Source organism: Sphingobacterium thalpophilum (assembly GCF_901482695.1).
In the GTDB taxonomy this organism is placed as follows: domain Bacteria; phylum Bacteroidota; class Bacteroidia; order Sphingobacteriales; family Sphingobacteriaceae; genus Sphingobacterium; species Sphingobacterium thalpophilum.
Window position 1 is genome coordinate 3037829 of sequence record NZ_LR590484.1, and the last position, 19521, is coordinate 3057349.

General features: G+C 44.4%; 13 protein-coding genes. 6 read left to right on the forward strand and 7 right to left on the reverse strand.

The genetic code is table 11. The features are described 5' to 3' along the window. The first annotated feature begins 16 nt into the window (after positions 1-16). The 5 genes from FGL37_RS12670 to FGL37_RS12690 all read left to right on the forward strand — a co-directional run bounded on the left by FGL37_RS12670 (position 17) and on the right by FGL37_RS12690 (position 7824). Positions 17-1267: an MFS transporter gene (locus tag FGL37_RS12670; RefSeq protein ID WP_037534556.1), complete on the forward strand. Its 1251-nt coding sequence runs from the start codon at positions 17-19 to the stop codon at positions 1265-1267. A gap of 31 nt (positions 1268-1298) precedes the next feature. Then, entirely contained in the window at positions 1299-3389 is a 2091-nt protein-coding gene (locus FGL37_RS12675; RefSeq protein ID WP_028072357.1) for a GDSL-type esterase/lipase family protein, read from the forward strand. Positions 3390-3417: 28 nt separating this feature from the next. Further along, on the forward strand, positions 3418-4617 hold the full coding sequence (locus FGL37_RS12680; RefSeq protein ID WP_081818029.1) for an AGE family epimerase/isomerase: 1200 nt from the start codon (positions 3418-3420) through the stop codon (positions 4615-4617). Between the two features lie 83 nt (positions 4618-4700). After that, complete coding sequence (locus FGL37_RS12685) at positions 4701-6596, forward strand: beta-N-acetylhexosaminidase (RefSeq protein WP_138096818.1); 1896 nt, start codon at positions 4701-4703, stop codon at positions 6594-6596. Between the two features lie 70 nt (positions 6597-6666). Next, on the forward strand, positions 6667-7824 hold the full coding sequence (locus FGL37_RS12690; RefSeq protein WP_028072354.1) for a sialidase family protein: 1158 nt from the start codon (positions 6667-6669) through the stop codon (positions 7822-7824). A 309-nt stretch (positions 7825-8133) separates the two neighbouring features. On the opposite strand, the gene FGL37_RS12695 is transcribed toward FGL37_RS12690, so the two are convergent. The 4 genes from FGL37_RS12695 to FGL37_RS26025 form a co-directional block, all read right to left on the reverse strand. Beyond that, positions 8134-8415 carry a hypothetical protein gene (locus FGL37_RS12695; RefSeq protein WP_028072353.1) on the reverse strand — a complete coding sequence of 94 codons (282 nt, stop codon included), beginning with the start codon at positions 8413-8415 and terminating at the stop codon, positions 8134-8136. 4 nt (positions 8416-8419) lie between these two features. Next, positions 8420-9127, reverse strand: coding sequence for a hypothetical protein (locus FGL37_RS12700; protein WP_028072352.1), 708 nt, complete (start codon positions 9125-9127; stop codon positions 8420-8422). 119 nt (positions 9128-9246) lie between these two features. Then, complete coding sequence (locus FGL37_RS12705; RefSeq protein ID WP_028072351.1) at positions 9247-11484, reverse strand: Tex family protein; 2238 nt, start codon at positions 11482-11484, stop codon at positions 9247-9249. An 86-nt stretch (positions 11485-11570) separates the two neighbouring features. Continuing rightward, entirely contained in the window at positions 11571-12083 is a 513-nt protein-coding gene (locus FGL37_RS26025) for a Sec-independent protein translocase subunit TatA/TatB (RefSeq protein ID WP_081818027.1), read from the reverse strand. Between the two features lie 239 nt (positions 12084-12322). On the opposite strand from FGL37_RS26025, the gene FGL37_RS12715 reads away from it, so the two are divergent. Continuing rightward, on the forward strand, positions 12323-13696 hold the full coding sequence (locus FGL37_RS12715; RefSeq protein WP_028072350.1) for an MATE family efflux transporter: 1374 nt from the start codon (positions 12323-12325) through the stop codon (positions 13694-13696). Between the two features lie 179 nt (positions 13697-13875). On the opposite strand, the gene FGL37_RS12720 is transcribed toward FGL37_RS12715, so the two are convergent. From FGL37_RS12720 to FGL37_RS12730, 3 genes are all read right to left on the reverse strand, one after another. Continuing rightward, entirely contained in the window at positions 13876-15225 is a 1350-nt protein-coding gene (locus tag FGL37_RS12720; RefSeq protein ID WP_028072349.1) for a dihydrolipoamide acetyltransferase family protein, read from the reverse strand. A gap of 123 nt (positions 15226-15348) precedes the next feature. Beyond that, positions 15349-16596, reverse strand: a complete 1248-nt coding sequence (locus FGL37_RS12725; protein WP_028072348.1) for a competence/damage-inducible protein A — start codon at positions 16594-16596, stop codon at positions 15349-15351. A 130-nt stretch (positions 16597-16726) separates the two neighbouring features. Then, positions 16727-19357 (reverse strand): putative LPS assembly protein LptD, encoded by a 2631-nt coding sequence (locus FGL37_RS12730; RefSeq protein ID WP_037534553.1) that lies wholly within the window; start codon positions 19355-19357, stop codon positions 16727-16729. Between the last annotated feature and the right edge of the window lie 164 nt (positions 19358-19521).

Here is a 19521-nt window from a genome sequence, read left to right on the forward strand (position 1 = left end):
ACAATAGGAACCTGAAATGATTTCTTCATTACGACATCAATCCTTTTATCCATGGCTCGTCGTGGCGCTACTTTGGGGTGTTGCGTTACTGAACTATATGGACCGGCAAATGCTTTCCACAATGCGTGACGCGATGCAGATCGATATACCCGTATTACAAAGTGCGGAGGCCTTTGGCGCGCTGATGGCTATTTTTTTGTACATCTATGGTATCATGAGCCCAATAGCTGGCATCGTCGCGGATCGTGGTAATAGAAAATGGCTGATCGTCGGAAGTTTGTTTGTTTGGTCAGCGGTCACTTATGGAATGGGTATGGCAAATGACTACCCTACCTTGTTGATACTTCGCGCTATTATGGGTTTTAGCGAGGCGCTGTACATTCCGACGGCGCTTTCGTTGATCGCAGATTATCATATAGGAAAAAATAGATCCCTAGCCATTGGTTTACATATGACTGGATTATATACCGGTCAGGCACTGGGTGGTTTTGGCGCAACACTGGCGGCTTCAAAAGGTTGGCATACTGCTTTTCACTGGTTCGGAATAGTCGGTATAGTCTATGCAGTGATACTTGCCGTCTTGCTTTCCGAAAAAAGGCCTGAGCCAGCGGCAGAGGAAAACGGCCAGGAAGGACAATGTTCCTTGCTGAAAAGCCTGATGCTGATTTTTTCCAATGTGGCGTTCTGGATTCTGCTGTTTTATTTCGCAGCTCCCAGTTTACCGGGTTGGGCTATAAAAAATTGGCTGCCAACGTTGTTTGCGGACAACTTGCACATCCCTATGTCCAGTGCAGGGCCTCTGTCTACGATAACGATTGCAATCTCCTCCTTTGTAGGTGTAATAGTAGGCGGTATGGTGAGCGACCGTTGGGTGAGGAAACAAATTCGTGGTAGAATTTATACCAGTGCAATTGGCCTTGGATTGACAATACCAGCGTTGTTGTTTTTGGGGTTAGGACAGACATTGACAGCAGTGCTGGGAGCAGCAATCTGTTTTGGAATTGGCTTCGGTATGTTCGACGCCAACAATATGCCTATCCTGTGTCAGATCGTACCGAGGAATCTACGCGCTTCCGCTTATGGATTTATGAATATGGTTGGCGTATTTGCGGGGGCCGCCATAACGCAATGGTTAGGCAGGTTCAAGGATGAAGGACACTTTGGCCTCGGTTTCGCTGCGTTAGGAGTAGCTGTGTTAATCGCTCTCTTGCTCCAGCTGCTATTTCTTAAACCTAAACCGACCGGAGAGACGGAAGGAATTTCTTAACAGATCAATGGTTATGTATATGATATCCTTTATGAAGTCATTCCGTTCTCTTTTTGAGAAAAGTTGGTTACTGTTGCTCTTTTTCCAGCTGGCGGCATCGGCTGTTGGACAAAATCGTATCCGCGTAGCCTGTGTCGGTAATTCGGTCACCTTTGGCTATGGACTTGGAGACCCTGCTCATGAATCTTATCCTTCTCAGCTTCAGTTGTTGTTGGGAAACGCTTATGAAGTGGCTAATTTTGGACATTCAGGTGCCACCCTTTTACGAAGTGGACATAAGCCATATCATAAGACCGCTGAATATAAAAGACTGCTCAACTACCAGCCCGATATTGTCATTATACATCTTGGCCTCAATGATACAGACCCGAGGAACTGGCCCAATTATAGAAATTCATTTGCGTCGGATTATGCCACATTGATTGACGGTATCCGCGCAGTTAACAGGCAGATGAAGATTTATATATGTCGCTTGACACCTATTTTTAGTGGGCATCCTCGATTTTTGTCCGGTACCCGTGACTGGTACGGCCAAATACAGAAATTGATTCCTCAAATTGCGGAGAACAATCATGTAGAGCTGATTGATCTGAACAGTCCGCTACAGTTCCGTATCGATTTGTTTGATGATTATTTACATCCAAACCAGCAGGGAGCTTATATCATCGCGGCGCAGATTGCCCGGGTACTGGCACCGGTACAACACGGTTTACAGGTTGCTGAGACCCTAGGTTCAAATATGGTGCTTCAGCGTAACTGGGAAAACAAGATATATGGCAAAGCAACACCCCATATCAAGGTAAAGGTTATGTTTAATAAAATCCGCTATATTGTCTTTGCAGACCGTGACGGCTCTTGGCAGGTAAAGCTGCCGAAGATGGAGGCGGGAGGGCCATACCGAATCTCGATAAGCGCCGGCAAGGACAAGATCGTGTTAAACAATGTCCTCTTTGGCGACGTTTACTTGGCATCGGGTCAGTCCAACATGGCTTTTCAGCTTCGGCATGCAATGGGAGGGGAAGAACTCATCAAGGGAGCAGATCATCTTAAAAATCTACGTCTCTTCAAATGTCGGAACTTGATGGAAACCAACGCGACAGTATGGGATACTATCGCCTTGCAAAAAGTAAACGATCTCACCTATTTTACAGGCTCATGGAGTTCGGTGACAGAAGATCAAGCTGCTCATTTTTCAGCAGTAGCATATGCGTTTGCAGAACAGATCACAAAGGAAGAACAAATTCCTATTGGTATCATCGACCTGTCGGTAGGCGGCTCAAACACAGAATCGTGGATAGATAGGAAGTCTCTGGAAAATGATGATCTATTGGCAACTTATATTCACCAATGGCGGACTTCAGATTTCATACAGGACTTTTGCAGGAAACGTGCCAGCCAGAATCTAGCGCTCTCAAAAGTAAAAAATCAACGCCACCCTTATCAACCGGCGTATAACTTTGAGGCAGGAGTCAGTAAATGGCTGGAAACTGGTCTTAGGGCAGTGCTCTGGTATCAGGGCGAAAGCAATGCACATCACATAGAGCTTCATGAACATCTGTTTAAAACTTTAGTTTCTTCCTGGCGAAAAATGTTTCATCAGACCTTACCTTTTTATTTTGTTCAATTGCCGGGACTGAACAGGCCATCATGGGGCGATTTTAGAAATTCGCAACGGCGCCTGGAAAAACAAATAGAGCGTGTCCACATGGCGGTTGCGCTTGATCTGGGTGACTCATTGGATGTCCATCCGCGTGAAAAAATAACCATTGGCCACCGTCTGGCTAATTTGGTTAAAAAATATGAATATGGGCAATCGGTCAATGCCGACCATCCTCAGGTCGTTAAACAGCTCCATGCCGATTGCTGCCTTTACTTAATCTTTAACAACTGTAAGGAACTGAAGACGAAAAATGGTTATCCGCTAGCGGGGTTCCAGGCTATTGATGAAAAAGGTGGAATCCACAGTATCAATGCATACATCGTTGCAGCGAATAAAATAGCGATCGAAAAACCGGGCTTCAGTATCAAAAAGATCGTGTATGCTTATGAACCTTTCAATAGAGCCAATCTTCAAAATGAAATTGGAACGCCAGTTTCAACTTTTGATATAATAGTAGAATAAAACTAACGCAAAATCAAAGAAATAAGATATGAATCTCACAGAAATCGAAAAAAAACTGGACACTTCCTATTTGGATCAAATGGAAAAGTTTTACCAGAATCAGTTATTAAATGATACTGTTCCATTTTGGTTCCCAAAATCTATTGACTGTACATATGGAGGGTATTTGCTGATGCGTGACCATGACGGTACCTTGATTGATTCGGACAAAGCGGTATGGATACAGGGCCGGGCCTGCTGGTTATTGTCTACTCTCTACAACACCGTAGAGGCTAGAGATGAATGGTTGGTCTGGGCACGCTCAGGCTATGAATTCTTAAAAAAGCATTGCTTCGATAGCAATGGAAAAATGTATTTCCATGTGGATCAACAAGGAAGACCCATTCGGATGCGACGTTATTTCTTCTCAGAGACTTTTGCTGCCATTGCCTTTGCTGCCTTTGCCAAAGCCACTGGTGACCAAGATATCGCAGCAGAAGCCAGATTTTTGTTTGGTGAATGCTTGGCCTATGCTAACGGTGAGAAGTTAATCGAGCCCAAATACGAGCCCACCAGGCCAATGAAGGGTATCGGTGTACCTATGATTATGATCAATACGGCCCAACAGATTAGGGAAACCATTGGCGATCCTCGTTGTGATCAGGCCATTACGGATTTTATCGCTCAGATACAGGGGGATTTCGTCAAGGATGATATTCAATGCGTTATGGAGCAGGTCGGTGCGGCAGGAGAAATTATCGACCACATTGATGGACGGACGCTCAATCCCGGACATGCGATCGAAGGTGCCTGGTTTATTTTGCATGAAGCCAGACACCGGGATAATGATCCTGACCTGATTAATCTCGGTTGCCGAATGCTGGACTATATGTGGGAACGTGGCTGGGACAAGGAATATGGTGGAATCCTTTATTTTAGGGATGTGTATGGTAAACCTGTACAGGAATATTGGCAGGACATGAAATTCTGGTGGCCCCAGAATGAAGCTATTATTGCAACCTTGCTGGCTTACCTCTTGACCGGCAACGAAAAATATAAGAAATGGCACCAACAAATCCACGATTATGCTTATGATCATTTTCATGATAAAGTTAATGGGGAGTGGTTTGGTTATCTCCACCGCGACGGAACGTTAGCGCAGACGGCCAAAGGGAACCTCTTTAAAGGACCTTTTCATCTCCCGAGACAGGAATGGTACTGTATGCAGATTCTAAAAACACTGAGATAGAACACATGAAGTTATCGATCGGCTTGCGTGGTTTAATAATTAACTTCGTTTGTTTTGCGTGTCTAGTCATCCCGTATATCTGTATGGGGCAGTTAGCTAGGCCATTGCTTCCAATGCCTCGGTCGGTGAGCTGGAAGGAAGGCGTCTACCGCCTCCACAAAAACGTTGGAGTAGCAGTTCCCCAGGATACGTTGAGGGAAGAAAGACGATTGCTTCTGAAGTTTCTGCAAGACTGGGGGCGACAGACGGGAATAATAGACGCTAAGGAGAAACCTGATATTGCGCTGGTATGTGGCGATTTCATAGACTTGCCCACAGCAGCTGAAGCTTATCAGATTGATGTGACCCAATCCGGTATACGGATAAAAGCTAAAAATAAAACAGGGATATTTTACGCCCTGCAGACACTAAGGCAGTTGGGCGACCTCAATGGTGAGATACCTTACTGCTCTATCGTCGACTACCCGGCTTTTCGGTGGCGGGGTTATATGGTTGATGTAGGCCGGAATTACCAAAGTATCCCGCTGTTGAAAGAACAGATCGACATGATGGCCAGGTATAAACTGAATATTTTCCATTTTCATTTTACGGAAGATATTGCCTGGAGATTGGAGAGTAGAAAGTATCCCGGTCTAACTGACTCTACCAATATGGAACGTTGGAAAGGTAAGTTCTATACCGTCGCCGAAATGCAGGAACTGATCGGATATTGCAGAGAACGGCATATTCAGCTGGTTCCGGAGATAGATATGCCTGGGCATTCGGCAGCATTTCGTCGGTACTTTAAAACGGATATGCAAAGTGACAGCGGTATGGCTGTGATTAAGAACTTGGTAAAAGAATTTGTCGATACGTATCCGGGATTACCCTTTTTACATATAGGAGGGGATGAGGTCAAAATATATAATCGAGCATTTCTACCAACGATGACAAAATGGGCAGAGTGCCTGGGACTGCAAACAATAGGCTGGGATCCCGGAGGCAACCTGTTGCCACAGACTATCCGCCAGCTTTGGATGGGTGGGCCACAGGAGATCACAGCAGATTATCCTTTTGAAGCTGTGGATTCGAAGCACCTTTATATTAACCATATGGATCCATTGGAAGCGGTTACCACCTTATTCTATAGGCAATTGGGCGGAAGCGCAAAAGGGAACCGAAAATTACACGGAGCAATCTTGTGTTCGTGGCCGGATCGGGCAGTCAATAATGAACGCGATATCTTTCGCCAGAATGCAGTCTATCCTGCTTTATTGACGTTTGCTGAACGTAGTTGGCGGGGAGGGGGCGAGTTTGAATGGCGTAGTAACATAAAAACTGATGCGCAGGGGCATGCTGAATTTACTGAATTTGAAACGCGGTTGCTGCAGCATAAAAATTTATATTTTAATAAACTGATCTTTCCCTATTACCGACAGAGTACACAGCAATGGACAATATATGGTCCTGTCGCAAATCATGGAAATCTCGCGATGTCGCTGGAAAATGAAAAGAAGGGTGATTTCAAATTTTTGAAAAAAATTGGCGAGTTTTACGGCGGTACGGTCGTCCTGAAACATTGGTGGTCAGATGTCATAAAAGGGGCTATCGATCGGCCATTGGAAAATACAACTGTATATGCTGTCAGCGAGTTCTGGAGTGACAGGGAGGGCAATCAGAAGTTCTGGATCGGATTTAATGATCTTTCCCGTTCGTACGCAAGCGATTCACCGGCTCTCGGAACCTGGGACGACAGGATGAGTAGAATTTGGATAAATGAAAACGAGGTTCGTCCTCCAAAATGGCAGAACGCTGGTCAAAAAGGAAGTTTGGAAATTGCCTTGGTTGATGAAGGTTACAGTTATCGTCAACCTACAATTATCCGGTTAAAAAAAGGTTTGAATAAGGTCGTGATTAAACTTCCTGTAGGAAAGTTGGAGGGAAAAGACTGGCAAAATCCCCTGAAGTGGATGTTTACCTGCATTCCGATCTACGATTGAATAGCAGAAAATCCTTAGGAAACATGTGTCTTACATTCAGTTATAAACAAGCAATTTAATAGAAAAACATATGAAAAAAATAAGCATAGTGCTCGCATTTGTCATGCTGGCGGGCATGATTCAGGCACAGGAGGTTGATGTATTTATTTCGGGACAAGATGGTTATAAGAGCTATCGTATTCCAGCCATTGTAAAAGATAAATCAGGTCAGTTGATCGCTTTCGCAGAAGGAAGGGTGGATCATGCTGGGGACTTTGGCAATGTGGACATTGTTTATAAAATCAGTCAGGATAATGGTCGGACCTGGGGACCGCTGAAGGTGGCCGTAGATAATGATAATTTGCAGGTAGGTAACCCTGCTCCGGTAGTCGATTTACTCGACCCTGCCTACCCAAACGGGCGTCTGCTGCTTTTTTATAATACGGGAAATAATCATGAAGGTGAGGTGCGTAAGGGCAACGGTTTACGTGAATGCTGGTCGATCAGTTCTACTGATGGTGGCAAAACTTGGTCTCAACCTAGAAATATAACTCTGGAAACACATCGTCCCAATCAACCTTCTGTACATGCGCAATATACCTTTAAGGAAGACTGGCGTGCGTATGCCAATACGCCCGGACATGGGCTGCAATTTGACTCAGGTAAGTTTAAAGGGCGTATTTATATTCCGGCGAATCATTCGGAAGGGAACCCGAAAGTGAATGGCAAGGACTATTTTGCCCACTCTTACTACTCAGATGATCATGGGAAAACATTCAAACTGGGCGAGAGCATAGGATTTGAAGGGTCAAACGAGACAATGGCAGCTCAGATATCCTCAACGGGATTATATATGAATTCCCGTAACCAACAGGGGAATGTTAGATCCAGGATTGTTTCTTATTCAAGTGACGGCGGGGTGACTTGGGATACGACCTATTACGACAAAAACTTGCCTGATCCAGTCAATCAGGGATCTGTACTTTCCTGGCAGAAAAAAGGGAAGTATATCTTGGCGGTCTGTAACGCCGCAATGACCAACAGAAGGGACAATTTGACACTGCGTTTAAGCAAGGATAAGGGCAAAACATGGTATTTCAGCCGTATTATTGCAAAAGCGCCGGAACAGGTGGAAGGAGATTATGCGGCCTATTCTGATCTGGTGCTCTTAAATAAAAAGGCCATAGGTGTCCTGTATGAAAAGGACAGTTATAAAAAAATTGTATTTGTGCCGGTGAGTTTAAAATAGTGACGCTTTAATTCCTACATCTATCTCGTGCGTGATAAATGCGCAGATAGGTCACTTGTTTGAAAAAGCATAGATTTTTAACACAAAAACACCTGAAGCGGGGAACTTCAGGTGTTTTAACCTAACCAATTATTAACCTAAATTTATGAAAAGTATACTAAATGATAATCAATATTCATGCCATTTTATTCCTCTGTATACTACACGGTTCTTTGCATGGTATTTTTTACGATTGATAAACCATTGGCGGCGGGCTACGTTCAGAGAAAGCGATTAATACCATCTATTGAGACAATCGTATCCCGCAGATCATTGCGCAAAGAATCGCCTGAACAACTCTTCCCATTCGTTTTCTAGGGGCCCTGTAAATACAGGCTGTTTGGCACGGTTATACCAGTAACCCGCATTCCAAAGATCGCCCTCCTTGCGATGGAGATAAGCGTGCACATGTGCAGCTGCTGTACCATCCAGCCGATCAACAAGATCGTGGGCAGTTTTCCAGTCCCCTTTTTTGTCAAACCATAAGGCCTTCTGTATCGGTGACCAATCGTCTTTAGGCTCTTCCAATAATCGAAATTCTTGTATTGTCATTTTGTCATTTATCAATTTCCTTACTCCAGATTTCATAAATATCATCACCTTTAGAGCTTTTTCCGCTATGGTGCCATTTGTTGTCCAGGATTTTCCCTTCGAAGCGAAGTTCTTGTCCGACGCGGCTATTATCTCTCGAGAAAAAGAGGATTTTCTCTTTGTATTCTTTGTCCCGGTAGGTGTAACGGCCGCCACCTGTTCCGTAAAATCCTTTTTGTGCCGGATTAATAGCAATCCACTGGAAATAACCATCGACTAGGATCTTTATCGTTTTGCGATCGGAGCGTGGAATTTCGTGTATTTTTGTATTTTGTTGCCGTCCAGTTATTCTCCATAAAGCATCCAATGGCTGGGGCTGTACTTTTTGCTTTGTGAACAGCAGGTCGGAGCCACGTACCTTAATCAGCACCTTATCACTGTCTTTTTTGTAACTTAAATTGATTTTGCTGCCAATGGTGGTGCTATCCGTGCTATTATATTCTGCTAACACAGTAAGTTGGTTGTTCTGTTGTTGAATCGGACCTCCCCAGGTATAGCCGAAATGTTTATCTATATCGTCATAACTGATAAAGGACAGGTAATGATCTTTGATCAGAATAAGATTTTTGTTTTTGCCTGTCTGGGATAAATAAACACCGTCAGCAAGTTGCGCCTTTGTCTCAAAATGAGCGACGAAAGAGAATATGACTAGTAGTATTAAACAATTTTTCATATCAATTCAGCTTATATTGTCCATTAAAGATACAAATAAAAAGGCGTCAAAGAAAAGCCCCCTGAGTTCTATCTCAGGGGGATGGGTAATTGTCAAATAAAATGTATTGCCGATCTGTGTTATTTAAATTTGCTGGCCAGCGCAGCTAGCTTACTTGCCATATCGGTTTCGGGCTCCTGATTCCGCCTGTTCTCGTTTTTTTTATGTTTAGGAGCTGCATTTTTTTCATCTGTTTTCATGGACAGGGCGATCCGGTTACGTTTTTCGTCTACTTCTGTGACGGTGACGGTGACTTGCTGCTGCACTTTGACGACTTCATGAGGATCAGCGATATATCGGTTTGATAGTTGGCTTAAATGCACCAGACCGTCTTGATGGACGCCGATGTCAACAAAGGCTCCAAAGTTAGTAATATTTGTGACGATGCCCGGAAGCTTCATTCCCACGCGTAAATCTGAAATGCTGTTGACGCCCTCGGTAAAAGAGAAAGCTTCGAATTTTTCACGTGGATCCAATCCAGGCTTGGCCAGCTCATTTATAATATCATTTAATGTGGGTAAACCAACTTCCTCCGAAATATAGTTTTTCAGCGGTATTGATTTTCTTAACTCGGCATCTTTTAGCAAATCCTCCACATTTTTACCAAGATCTTTGGCCATCTGTTCGACCAAAGCATAGCGTTCGGGGTGTACAGCTGAGGAGTCCAGTGGATTGGCAGCATTACGTATACGGAGGAAGCCTGCGGCTTGTTCGAACGCCTTGTCTCCTAGACGGGGTACTTTCTTGAGCTCACGGCGTGATGTAAAAGGACCGTTATCATTCCTGTATTTAATAATCTGCTGAGCCAATGCCGGACCCAATCCGGATACATAAGACAGGATCTGTTTGGACGCTGTATTCAGTTCCACACCTACGGCATTCACACAGCTGATAACTGTGTCGTCCAAGGAAGTCTGGAGTTTGTTTTGATCGACATCGTGCTGATATTGGCCAACACCTATTGATTTCGGGTCAATCTTGACAAGTTCGGCCAACGGATCCATGAGTCTCCTGCCAATGGATACAGCGCCGCGCACAGTAATGTCGCAATCTGGAAATTCTTCGCGGGCGGTTTCAGAAGCCGAATAAATGGATGCTCCACTTTCGTTGACCATGACGACGATCACCTCACTGAGCGCTAGTTTGCGTACAAAATCTTCCGTTTCACGCCCCGCTGTACCATTCCCGATTGCAATGGCCTGAATATCGTATTTTGATACCAGGTATTTAATTGTCTTCTGTGCTTCAGCGAGCCCATTGGCGCCATTATGTGGAAATATGGTGGTATTTTCTTTTAGCTGACCTTGTTCGTCCAGGACGACTGTCTTACAGCCTGTTCGAAATCCGGGATCTATTGCGAGCAGCCTTTTCTGGCCCAGGGGGGCAGCCAAAAGCAATTGACGGACGTTGTCGGCAAAAACTTTGATAGCTTCTTCGTCTGCTTTCTGACGTGTCAATACACGGATTTCGGTTTCCATAGAAGGCTTTAAAAGACGCTTGTAGCTATCTGTTAGGGCTAGTTTCACCTGTGAAGCTGCTTCATTGACAGCTTTGATGTAAATAGACTCAATGGCCGGAAGAATGTCTTCTTCCTGAATATCGATATCAAGGTATAGCAATTCTTCTTTTTCTCCTCTACGCATCGCGAGTACCCGGTGTGAAGGGGCATCTTTCAGCGGTTCAGACCATTCGTAGTAATCTTTATATTTAAGTGCAGCCTCTTCTTTACCGGGTACGACTCTGGACACAAATTCGCCTTTTTCGAGAAATATAGCTCTAGCTCTGGATCTGACAGTGGCATCTTCGGCGATCATTTCGGCAATGATATCTCTCGCCCCCGCCAATGCCTCCTCGCTGTTCTTAACACCTTTTTCTTCATCCACCAACGATTCCGCCAGAGCCAAAAAATCAGTGTTTTGCTGCGCCAAAAGTACATCGGCCAAAGGCTGTAGTCCTTTTTCGCGGGCGGCACTCGCCCTTGTCTTTCTTTTTGGCTTGTAGGGTAGATAAATGTCTTCCAGATTAGCCATTGTCTCCGCAGCCAGCACCTGTAGTTCCAGCTCAGGCGTTAACTTACCTTGATCAGTAATGGATTTTAATACCGCATCTTTACGCTTGTCGAGATCCTTCAATTGCTGTGAGCGGTCCCGGATCGCGGTGATTTGCACTTCATCCAGGCTGCCTGTCATTTCCTTCCGGTACCGGGAGATAAAAGGAACAGTTGCTCCTTCCTCCAGCAGTTCAATAGTCGTACGAACTTGTTTTTCGCTAATGGAAAGTTCATTAGCTATAATCGTTTCGTGGGATAATAAGCTCATTATAGGTTATGTTAAAAAGGAAAGCTGCTGAATAGTGTATTCAACAGCTTTTGTATATATCTTATTGTAAATGAATGTAATGAAAACTAAGCCGGTTTATTGGTGCCTTCTTGTTCAGGAGCCTTTGTATCGGCTGTTTCACTGCCTTTATTTTCCGCAAAGTGGTCGTTGTAGCCGTAAGTGATATGGGCGGGCTCTTCTCCATAGTCGGGCTGCTTGTGTGGATTATGTTCTACGACACCGGCCGGAGTGGTAAACTCATATTTTTTCTTTGGCTGTTCTGACTCAGAACCGTTCTCGGTGTCCGCAGACTGTTCCGTTTCAGCTTTGGCTTTCTCTTCAGCAGCTTTTACATCGTTTGGCAAAGTCTCTTCTTTGACTTCCGGTTTAACTTCTATGTCCTTTTCGAAATTATTGATCTGATCGGAGATTTCCCTTTTGATTCCCTCGGATGCATCTTTAAACTCCCGTATCCCTCTTCCTAGTCCTCTTGCCAGCTCGGGAAGTTTTTTACCACCAAAAAGCAACAGGATGGCAAACACGATTAAAATCATTTCTTGTGTTCCGATGTTTAGGAATGCTATTACTGGATTGTACATACTCTTTTCCTCTTCTTTTGATTTCTAACTAAGTGCTAAGTTACGTTTATATTTCTATAGTTTTTAGCCCAGTGCGTAAAATTAAGACAATTTTAAGGCATTTGAAACATAAAAATTACTTAATGGCACCGTGCTGCGTAGCGTGAAGTTTTGGTTATTTATTTGCTAAATATTTTATAATATGGCGATAGAGCAGAAATATCTTTGTATTTTTGTGCCTATTTTTTTTCGTATTGATCATGTTGGGAAAATTCAAATCTTACAAGCCGTATTACAAAAGCACCATTGTGCTCGCCGGACCGGTGGTCATCTCACAATTGGGACATACTCTGGTACATACTGCCGACAGCGTTATCGTGGGGCATTTTGCCGGAACGATTCCGCTGGCAGCGGTTTCGCTGGTAAATGCTGTGTTCATGATCGTTATGGTCGTCGGGTTAGGAATCGCTTATGGAATCACTCCTTTGATCGCACAGGAGAATGGCCGCGACAATAAGCAGGAGTGTGGAACTTTATTGTCAAACAGCTTCTGGCTCAATATCATTACCGGCATACTCTTGTTCTGCCTAGTCTATTTTGGATCGATGCTGGCAATTGACCATTTGGATCAGGACCCTGCGGTAGTGAAAGAGGCAAAACCTTATCTGTTTATCCTAAGTTTGTCCATGCTGCCGTTAATGGTGTTCAGTACTTTCAAACAGTTTGCCGAAGGATTAGGGTTTACAAAGCAGGCTATGAATGTAACAATATGGGGTAATGTTCTAAATATCATTTTGGCAATAATATTTGTGAAGGGGATGTTCGGGATAGCTCCTATGGGGGTCAAGGGCGTCGGTTATAGTACCTTGATCGACCGTGTACTGATGATGTCTGTCATGATGGCCTATGTCTTGCGTGCGCAGAAATTTAAAAGTTATATCCAGCATTTTAGGATTACGGTAATCGACCGGATCCGATTACGGAAGATATTACAGATCGGTGCTCCCGTGGCCATGCAATATGTATTTGAGATCGGCGCATTCGCCGGTGCTTCTTTATTGGCTGGGACCATCAGCGCAACGGCGCAGGCTTCACACCAAGTGGCTATACAGCTGGCGGCAATGACCTATATGATGGCCAGTGGTATTGCTGCGGCAGCAACGATCAAGGTGGGCAATAGTTACGGAAACCGCAATCTGTTTCGCCTGGAGCGCTTTGCTGTATCTTCCTATCAGCTCGTTTTGCTCTTTATGGCGATTACGGCTTCGCTGTTTGCTCTCTTCAACAATTATCTGCCTTATATTTTCACCTCCGACACAGCAGTGGTCGTCATCGCCTCGCAGCTATTGATTATAGCCGGTCTCTTTCAGTTATTTGACGGCACGCAGGTGGTGGGACTGGGCGTATTGCGGGGGATGGGGGATGTCAATATTCCTACGATTATCACGTTTATTGCTTATTGGGTGATCGGCCTGCCCAGCGGCTATGTCATGGGTATAATGTTTGACTGGGGGATCGAGGGCATCTGGTATGGACTTACTTTAGGGCTGCTGACCTCTTCGTTGCTTCTTTACTTACGCTTCCACTTGGTGATCAAAAAGAAAAAGCTTCATTTTGAACGAGCTAAATTTTAGTAGGAGTATGCCAAATCTCAGTACAGCCACATAAAATAATCATTGTCCACAGGGCAATCTGAACCCTTTGAGATCAAATATCGAGATGATGCTGTAGTGAACACGTGTAGAGGTGCATAAAAATAGGGCTATCCAAAATTTTTGGTTAGCCCTATTGATTTTCAGTATGTTTGACAACATTAGACCTCTCTGTTGCTATCCCAGTTTTCCAGATAATCAGCTACCCTTTTTAGAAAAGTTCCACCGAGAGCACCATCAATGGCACGGTGGTCATACGAAAGAGACAGGTACATCATATGTCTAATGCCGATCATATCACCGTATTCGGTCTCAATGACTGCCGGCTTCTTGGTAATAGTGCCTACCGCTAAAATGGCTGCCTGAGGCTGGTTGATAATGGGGGTTCCCATAATATTGCCAAAGGCGCCAATATTGGTGAATGTAAAAGTGCCGTCCTGTGTATCGTCGGGCTTTAATTTATTTGCCCGCGAGCGCTGTGCAAGGTCATTGACCGCTTTGCTAAGTCCTACCAGACTTAGTTGATCGGCATTTTTAATGACGGGGACAATCAGGTTACCGTTAGGCAGTGCTGCGGCCATGCCGATGTTGATGTTTTTCTTTTTGATGATGTTATGCCCATCAATAGAAATATTGACCAGTGGGAAGTCTTTGAGAGCTTTGCTGATCGCTTCTATAAATAATGGTGTAAAGGTGATATTTTCGCCTTCCCGCTTTTTGTATGCATCTTTAACACGGTTGCGCCACAAGACGAGGTTGGTGACATCTGCCTCCACAAAAGAACACACATGCGGCGATATCTGTACACTTTTAACCATGTGGTCAGCTATCAGTCTTCGCATCCGGTCCATTTCGATGATTTCATCATGTCCACTGACCACAGTGTGGGTAGTCGGAGTTACGGATGGAGCGCTTTCTTTCTGGGGGATCGACGGGGAGACCGGAATAACCGTATCGGCTGTTTTTGCCGATCGTTTGGCTACATAAGATAAAATGTCTTCTTTGGTCACCCGACCCTCAGCCCCAGTACCCTGAATGCGGTCAAGCTCCTCTTGCGATAGCCCTTCATGACGGGCAATATTCTTTACCAATGGCGAGTAAAAACGTATTTCGCCCTCGTTGGACGAACTCGGAACAGTGGGTTCATAAGCAGATAATTGACTGATTCCGGGGATGTCCAGATGAGCTGTTTCTGCCTCATCGGATGGAGCCGGTCTGTCGCCGGCAGTTTCCGCTGCCTGAGTACTGGCCTCAGCGGTTTCGGTTTCTCCCTCTATTTCTATTAGGGCAACGACATCACCGACCTGGACGACCTGATCGGCAGCATACAGTTGTTCTTTGAGAATTCCTTTTACTGGAGAAGGTACTTCTGAATCAACTTTGTCGGTTGCAATTTCCAATAAAGTGTCATCTTCTTCAATCAGATCACCCGGCTGTTTTATCCACTTGGTAATTGTCGCTTCCGATACACTTTCCCCCATTTTTGGAAGTAAAAGTTTATATAGAGCCATATTTTTAGCAATATCAGTATAGAAAAACGAAGTTAATTAAATTATGGTTTAATTTCAACAAATTAAAATATTATTCTTTACATGTATTATTTAATGAAATTATATTTTATGATCTTGAAAAACTTATGCCTCTTCTTCTGAAAGCAGTTTCCATAGGAGGAGAAGTGCGTTCATGCGTGTCCGCTCGATATTAATAAGCCGATCGTTGTTAAATTGAAATTTCCTGGAAATGCTTTTTTTTCTTCCCGCAACCGCAATCCAAACGGTTCCTACGGGTTTTTCAATGGAGCCGCCACCGGGACCTGCAATACCTGTTGTGGCAATAGCGTAATCCGTCTCAAATTTTATTTTTGCACCCTGGGCCATTTCAAGTGCGGTTTGTTCACTTACTGCGCCAAATTGACTTAGGGTGTGTTCATGTATACCAAGGAGAAGCTGCTTGAGCCTATTGGAGTACGGAATGGTGCCGCCAACAAATATTTCGCTGCTCCCAGGGATTGCTGTGAGTGACGCCGCTAGACTTCCTCCGGTACAACTTTCTGCCGTCGTCAAGCTTAATCCAGCACGGGTTAAGGACTTTATCAAATGCTGTTCAATGCTGGTATCCTGATCGGCAATCACATAGTCTTTTAACCGATGGAGTAATTTGGTTTTAAAAAGCTTTACCTGCTGTAAGATATCTACCTTGTTTTTACTTTTTCCCGAAAGTCTCAAACGTATAAAAGCCAATGTGGGTAGATAAGCTAATTTAATATTTGGTGGCAGTTCATCTTCGATGTCTTTTATTTCCTCCGCGAGATAAGATTCTCCTATACCACCCACGAGAATGGTTTCGTGATGAATAAAGGTGTCGGAGTTTTGCTGCTCAAGAATTGGGAGCACACGCGCTACCATCAGGTGCTTCATTTCAAATGGTACACCCGGCATAAATACATATTGTTTTTGTGCATGGCGAACGAGCATGCCCGGAGCAGTGCCGTAGTCATTGAACAGCACTTCGCAGTTGGCGAGGACATCCGCCTGTTGCCGATTGATCTCCAGCATGGGCAATCCGCGGGCCTCAAAAAATCCGGTCACGTGCTGCAGTACCTTCTGATCGCGGATGAGGGTTGTGCCAAAATATTTGGCCGCCGTCTTTTTGGTGACATCGTCCTGCGTCGGGCCGAGGCCGCCGGTAATAATGATCAAGTCTGCCCGTGAGGATGCAGTGTTCAAGGTCGCCATGATGGCGGCCTCCGTATCAGGAATGGATGTCATCTGCACGACATCCACGTCTAATTTACCCAGCTGCTGCGCTATCCAGCTTGAATTGGTGTCAACAATCTGACCGATAAGAATTTCATCTCCGATGGTAATGATCTCTGCTTTCATGGTATAAACTTACTAAAATTACGCCCAACTCCTATGAATTGCTGTTGTTGTGTCGTGTAATAATCTGTTTTCATGCTGACGCCGCTGCATGGATCGTTCATCAGAAAAGAACAAAAAAAGAAAGCGGTTATTAAAAATAACCGCCCCCAGAACTTGCTCTTTTTGTTAACTTGAGATCCTGCAAGATAGACGCTTTGGCACGTATCGTCACATTGTAACTTCGATAGCGTCCAAAAGGCATCCAGCCAAACGACATGTCCCAGCAGTGTAGATCCCGATAGATATTGAAAGAAGTCATAACCACTTCCTTCTGCTTGAAGTCGTAACCCGATTGGAAGGTCACTTTCCATTTGGGGGTGACGCTAAAATCGCCATGTAAGTTTAGCGTACTCGTGATCTGATTGTCCATTTTTCGCGTGCTCGTGTTAAAAAATTTGGACATATTAAAGCTAAACGAGGCTGCGAGGTTCCAAGGGATGTTGAAGTCCACAAAGGCATTGGGGTCGGAACTGATTCTTGATAAGGCCTGTGCCTGCTCCGGTGTCATTCCGCCGCCTGCCATCTGTTTCCTTAAGGAGTCTATATTGTTGTTGCGCGATTGCGCAGCCTTCGGATTTAAACTGTAGTCAAAGGATAGACCAAAATTCGTGAGCCGCGCCAGGCTTCCATCTTTAATCGCAAATCTATCGATACGTACACCATTTTCGTTGACCGTGTAGGGATCGAATGCACCATTAAAGTTGACGTTCATCTTTTGGTCGAAAAAAGCGGTCCGGCCGGAAAATGTTATCGGAGATAGTTTAAGTGAGTCGGCAACAAAATTGTAGTTGCCGCTAAAGGTCAACCCCTGAAGAATAGGTATCTTTTTAAAACCACCATCTGTGGTGTCGGATTTGCTTTTGACCTTGGCTTCAATGTTATTATCAATGGAGAATCCGATACCCGCCGATCTTCCAGCGGAGGGCGATCCATATATTCCCTGTGAGAAGATGGAATAGACATTTTGGTTACCGTACTGATCAATATAGTGCTGATAGAAACCATATCTTGGATCTGAAAAATCAGGTCTATAGTTAAAGTTAATCGATGGAGTGACGACATGTCGGATGGCCTGGATTTTTCCAATTTTAGGATACATACCGTATATTTTCGTCGAAAGACCAGTAGATATCGAATAGTCGTAAGCCCGGTTAAATCCCTGCAAGGTATCAATACGTTGTGTGTAGCCGGCTGCTGTGTTGTCGATACGCTGCCGCGTGCTCTGTAGATACCAGCGTTCGGTATAGTTTACGCTGGTGTTAAACTGGAAATATTTGAACGCATTGAGCGACAAACTGACAGGAATATTGTGCTGGAAACCGTTCTGGAATTTTTTGAAGCCTCCGGGTTTAAATAATAAACTGTCTGTTGTACTTACAGAGTTCTGTGCCTGGAAGCTATAGCCTACATTGATGCGCTGATACCACTTTTGCTCACCTACGCGGTCCTTACTGTCGAAAGGATTGAACGATGACACGTTCAAACTGACATTTGGCAGGCTGAGCTGAATGCTTCTGGTTGCCATATCCTGATTGTGCGTCAAACTCGCTGTCAGATTCACTTTTCCGTCCGCAAACACTTTACCATAACTTATTGATGAGCCCATGCGGTTGCGGGCAAGATTTTCATAGGTGTTTTGAACGCTTCCCGTACCGGTATTTTGGAAGAATGAGGTGGTACCAAAATTCACGCTGGCTGAAAAAGAGGTGCCCGGATTGGCTTCCTGGCGCTGGGTGTGATTCCAGGTTACATTGAAATCTTTGTTGGAACCATAGTTGTCTGTACCTTCTACCCCCGTTTTGGTGTTGGCATAACGAATGTTGAAACCACCGTTGAACTTGTAGTTTACTGTATATCGGGTGCTGATGGATGCTTCCCACGAACCTTTCGAATATAGGGACCCTCGGATTTCGCTATCCCAGTAATCGTTGAACGCCAAGTACCAGCCAATATCGCGCATTGAAAAACCGCGGGTATAATCTTCTCCAAAGGAGGGGAACAGGAAGCCTGATGCTCTTTTGTCCGGTTTTGGAAAGAAAGCGAAAGGGAAGGCTACAGGCATTGGTACACCCATGACAACCAGATAGGCAGGACCGGAGATAATCTGGTTTTTGGTTACAATCCCTTTGGTAATATGTATACCGAAGTGTGTGTGCGGCTGTGGTAGATTACAGGTACTGTATAGACCTTTATAGATGGACATTTCATCATAGATGTTTTTACGCACGATATTCGCCTGGATATATCCCCCGTCTACCTCGGTCATGATGCCATAGGTATTGCCCTCCTGTTTCTCATAATCGTAATAGAGGGAATCGACCGTTTTTGGGGATTCGCCATTACCCATAATGACAATTGGTCGGCCAACGTACTTGCCGTTTTTGTCATAAATCCCCGAAGCAAATATTTTTTTCTGGTTGCGATCGAGACGGATGTAATCAGCCGATAATTCGAAATCCTGATATTTTACTTTTGCACCCCGGTATAAGTGGCTAATATTTTTGGCGACTTCAGATTTCTGGGAGTCAACAGCGATAATGCTGACCTCGGCTTGAAGGCCACCGCCTTTTTTCTTCGTAGAGTCCGCTTTGCTTCCCGTTGAATCAACAGCTTTTATTTTGGATGTATCTTGGAGAGGACGGGTTGTCGGGACAGGATCTTTGCTTTGAAGTCCGTTCTGCTTTAAAGGAATGTTACTTTGAGCAAAGGCTGAATTGCTCATTGCAAGAATGATAAATAGTGTTAAAATGTTGATTAACGACTTCAAAATTAAAGACAAATGTTATTTTTGTGAAATAATGTTAAACTTCGAAGGACAAAATTAGTCAAAAAACAAATAGAAAAAATGTTAAATATCGTTATCTATTGAAGAAATAATATTGACTC

Excerpts from the sequence above, each read along its gene's own strand:
- FGL37_RS12670 (WP_037534556.1), top strand. The coding sequence starts at position 17 with ATGATTTCTTCATTACGACATCAATCCTTTTATCCATGGCTCGTCGTG.
- FGL37_RS12675 (WP_028072357.1), top strand. The coding sequence starts at position 1,299 with ATGAAGTCATTCCGTTCTCTTTTTGAGAAAAGTTGGTTACTGTTGCTC.
- FGL37_RS12680 (WP_081818029.1), top strand. The coding sequence starts at position 3,418 with ATGAATCTCACAGAAATCGAAAAAAAACTGGACACTTCCTATTTGGAT.
- FGL37_RS12685 (WP_138096818.1), top strand. The coding sequence starts at position 4,701 with ATGGGGCAGTTAGCTAGGCCATTGCTTCCAATGCCTCGGTCGGTGAGC.
- FGL37_RS12690 (WP_028072354.1), top strand. The coding sequence starts at position 6,667 with ATGAAAAAAATAAGCATAGTGCTCGCATTTGTCATGCTGGCGGGCATG.
- FGL37_RS12695 (WP_028072353.1), bottom strand. The coding sequence starts at position 8,415 with ATGACAATACAAGAATTTCGATTATTGGAAGAGCCTAAAGACGATTGG.
- FGL37_RS12700 (WP_028072352.1), bottom strand. The coding sequence starts at position 9,127 with ATGAAAAATTGTTTAATACTACTAGTCATATTCTCTTTCGTCGCTCAT.
- FGL37_RS12705 (WP_028072351.1), bottom strand. The coding sequence starts at position 11,484 with ATGAGCTTATTATCCCACGAAACGATTATAGCTAATGAACTTTCCATT.
- FGL37_RS26025 (WP_081818027.1), bottom strand. The coding sequence starts at position 12,083 with ATGTACAATCCAGTAATAGCATTCCTAAACATCGGAACACAAGAAATG.
- FGL37_RS12715 (WP_028072350.1), top strand. The coding sequence starts at position 12,323 with ATGTTGGGAAAATTCAAATCTTACAAGCCGTATTACAAAAGCACCATT.
- FGL37_RS12720 (WP_028072349.1), bottom strand. The coding sequence starts at position 15,225 with ATGGCTCTATATAAACTTTTACTTCCAAAAATGGGGGAAAGTGTATCG.
- FGL37_RS12725 (WP_028072348.1), bottom strand. The coding sequence starts at position 16,596 with ATGAAAGCAGAGATCATTACCATCGGAGATGAAATTCTTATCGGTCAG.
- FGL37_RS12730 (WP_037534553.1), bottom strand. The coding sequence starts at position 19,357 with ATGAGCAATTCAGCCTTTGCTCAAAGTAACATTCCTTTAAAGCAGAAC.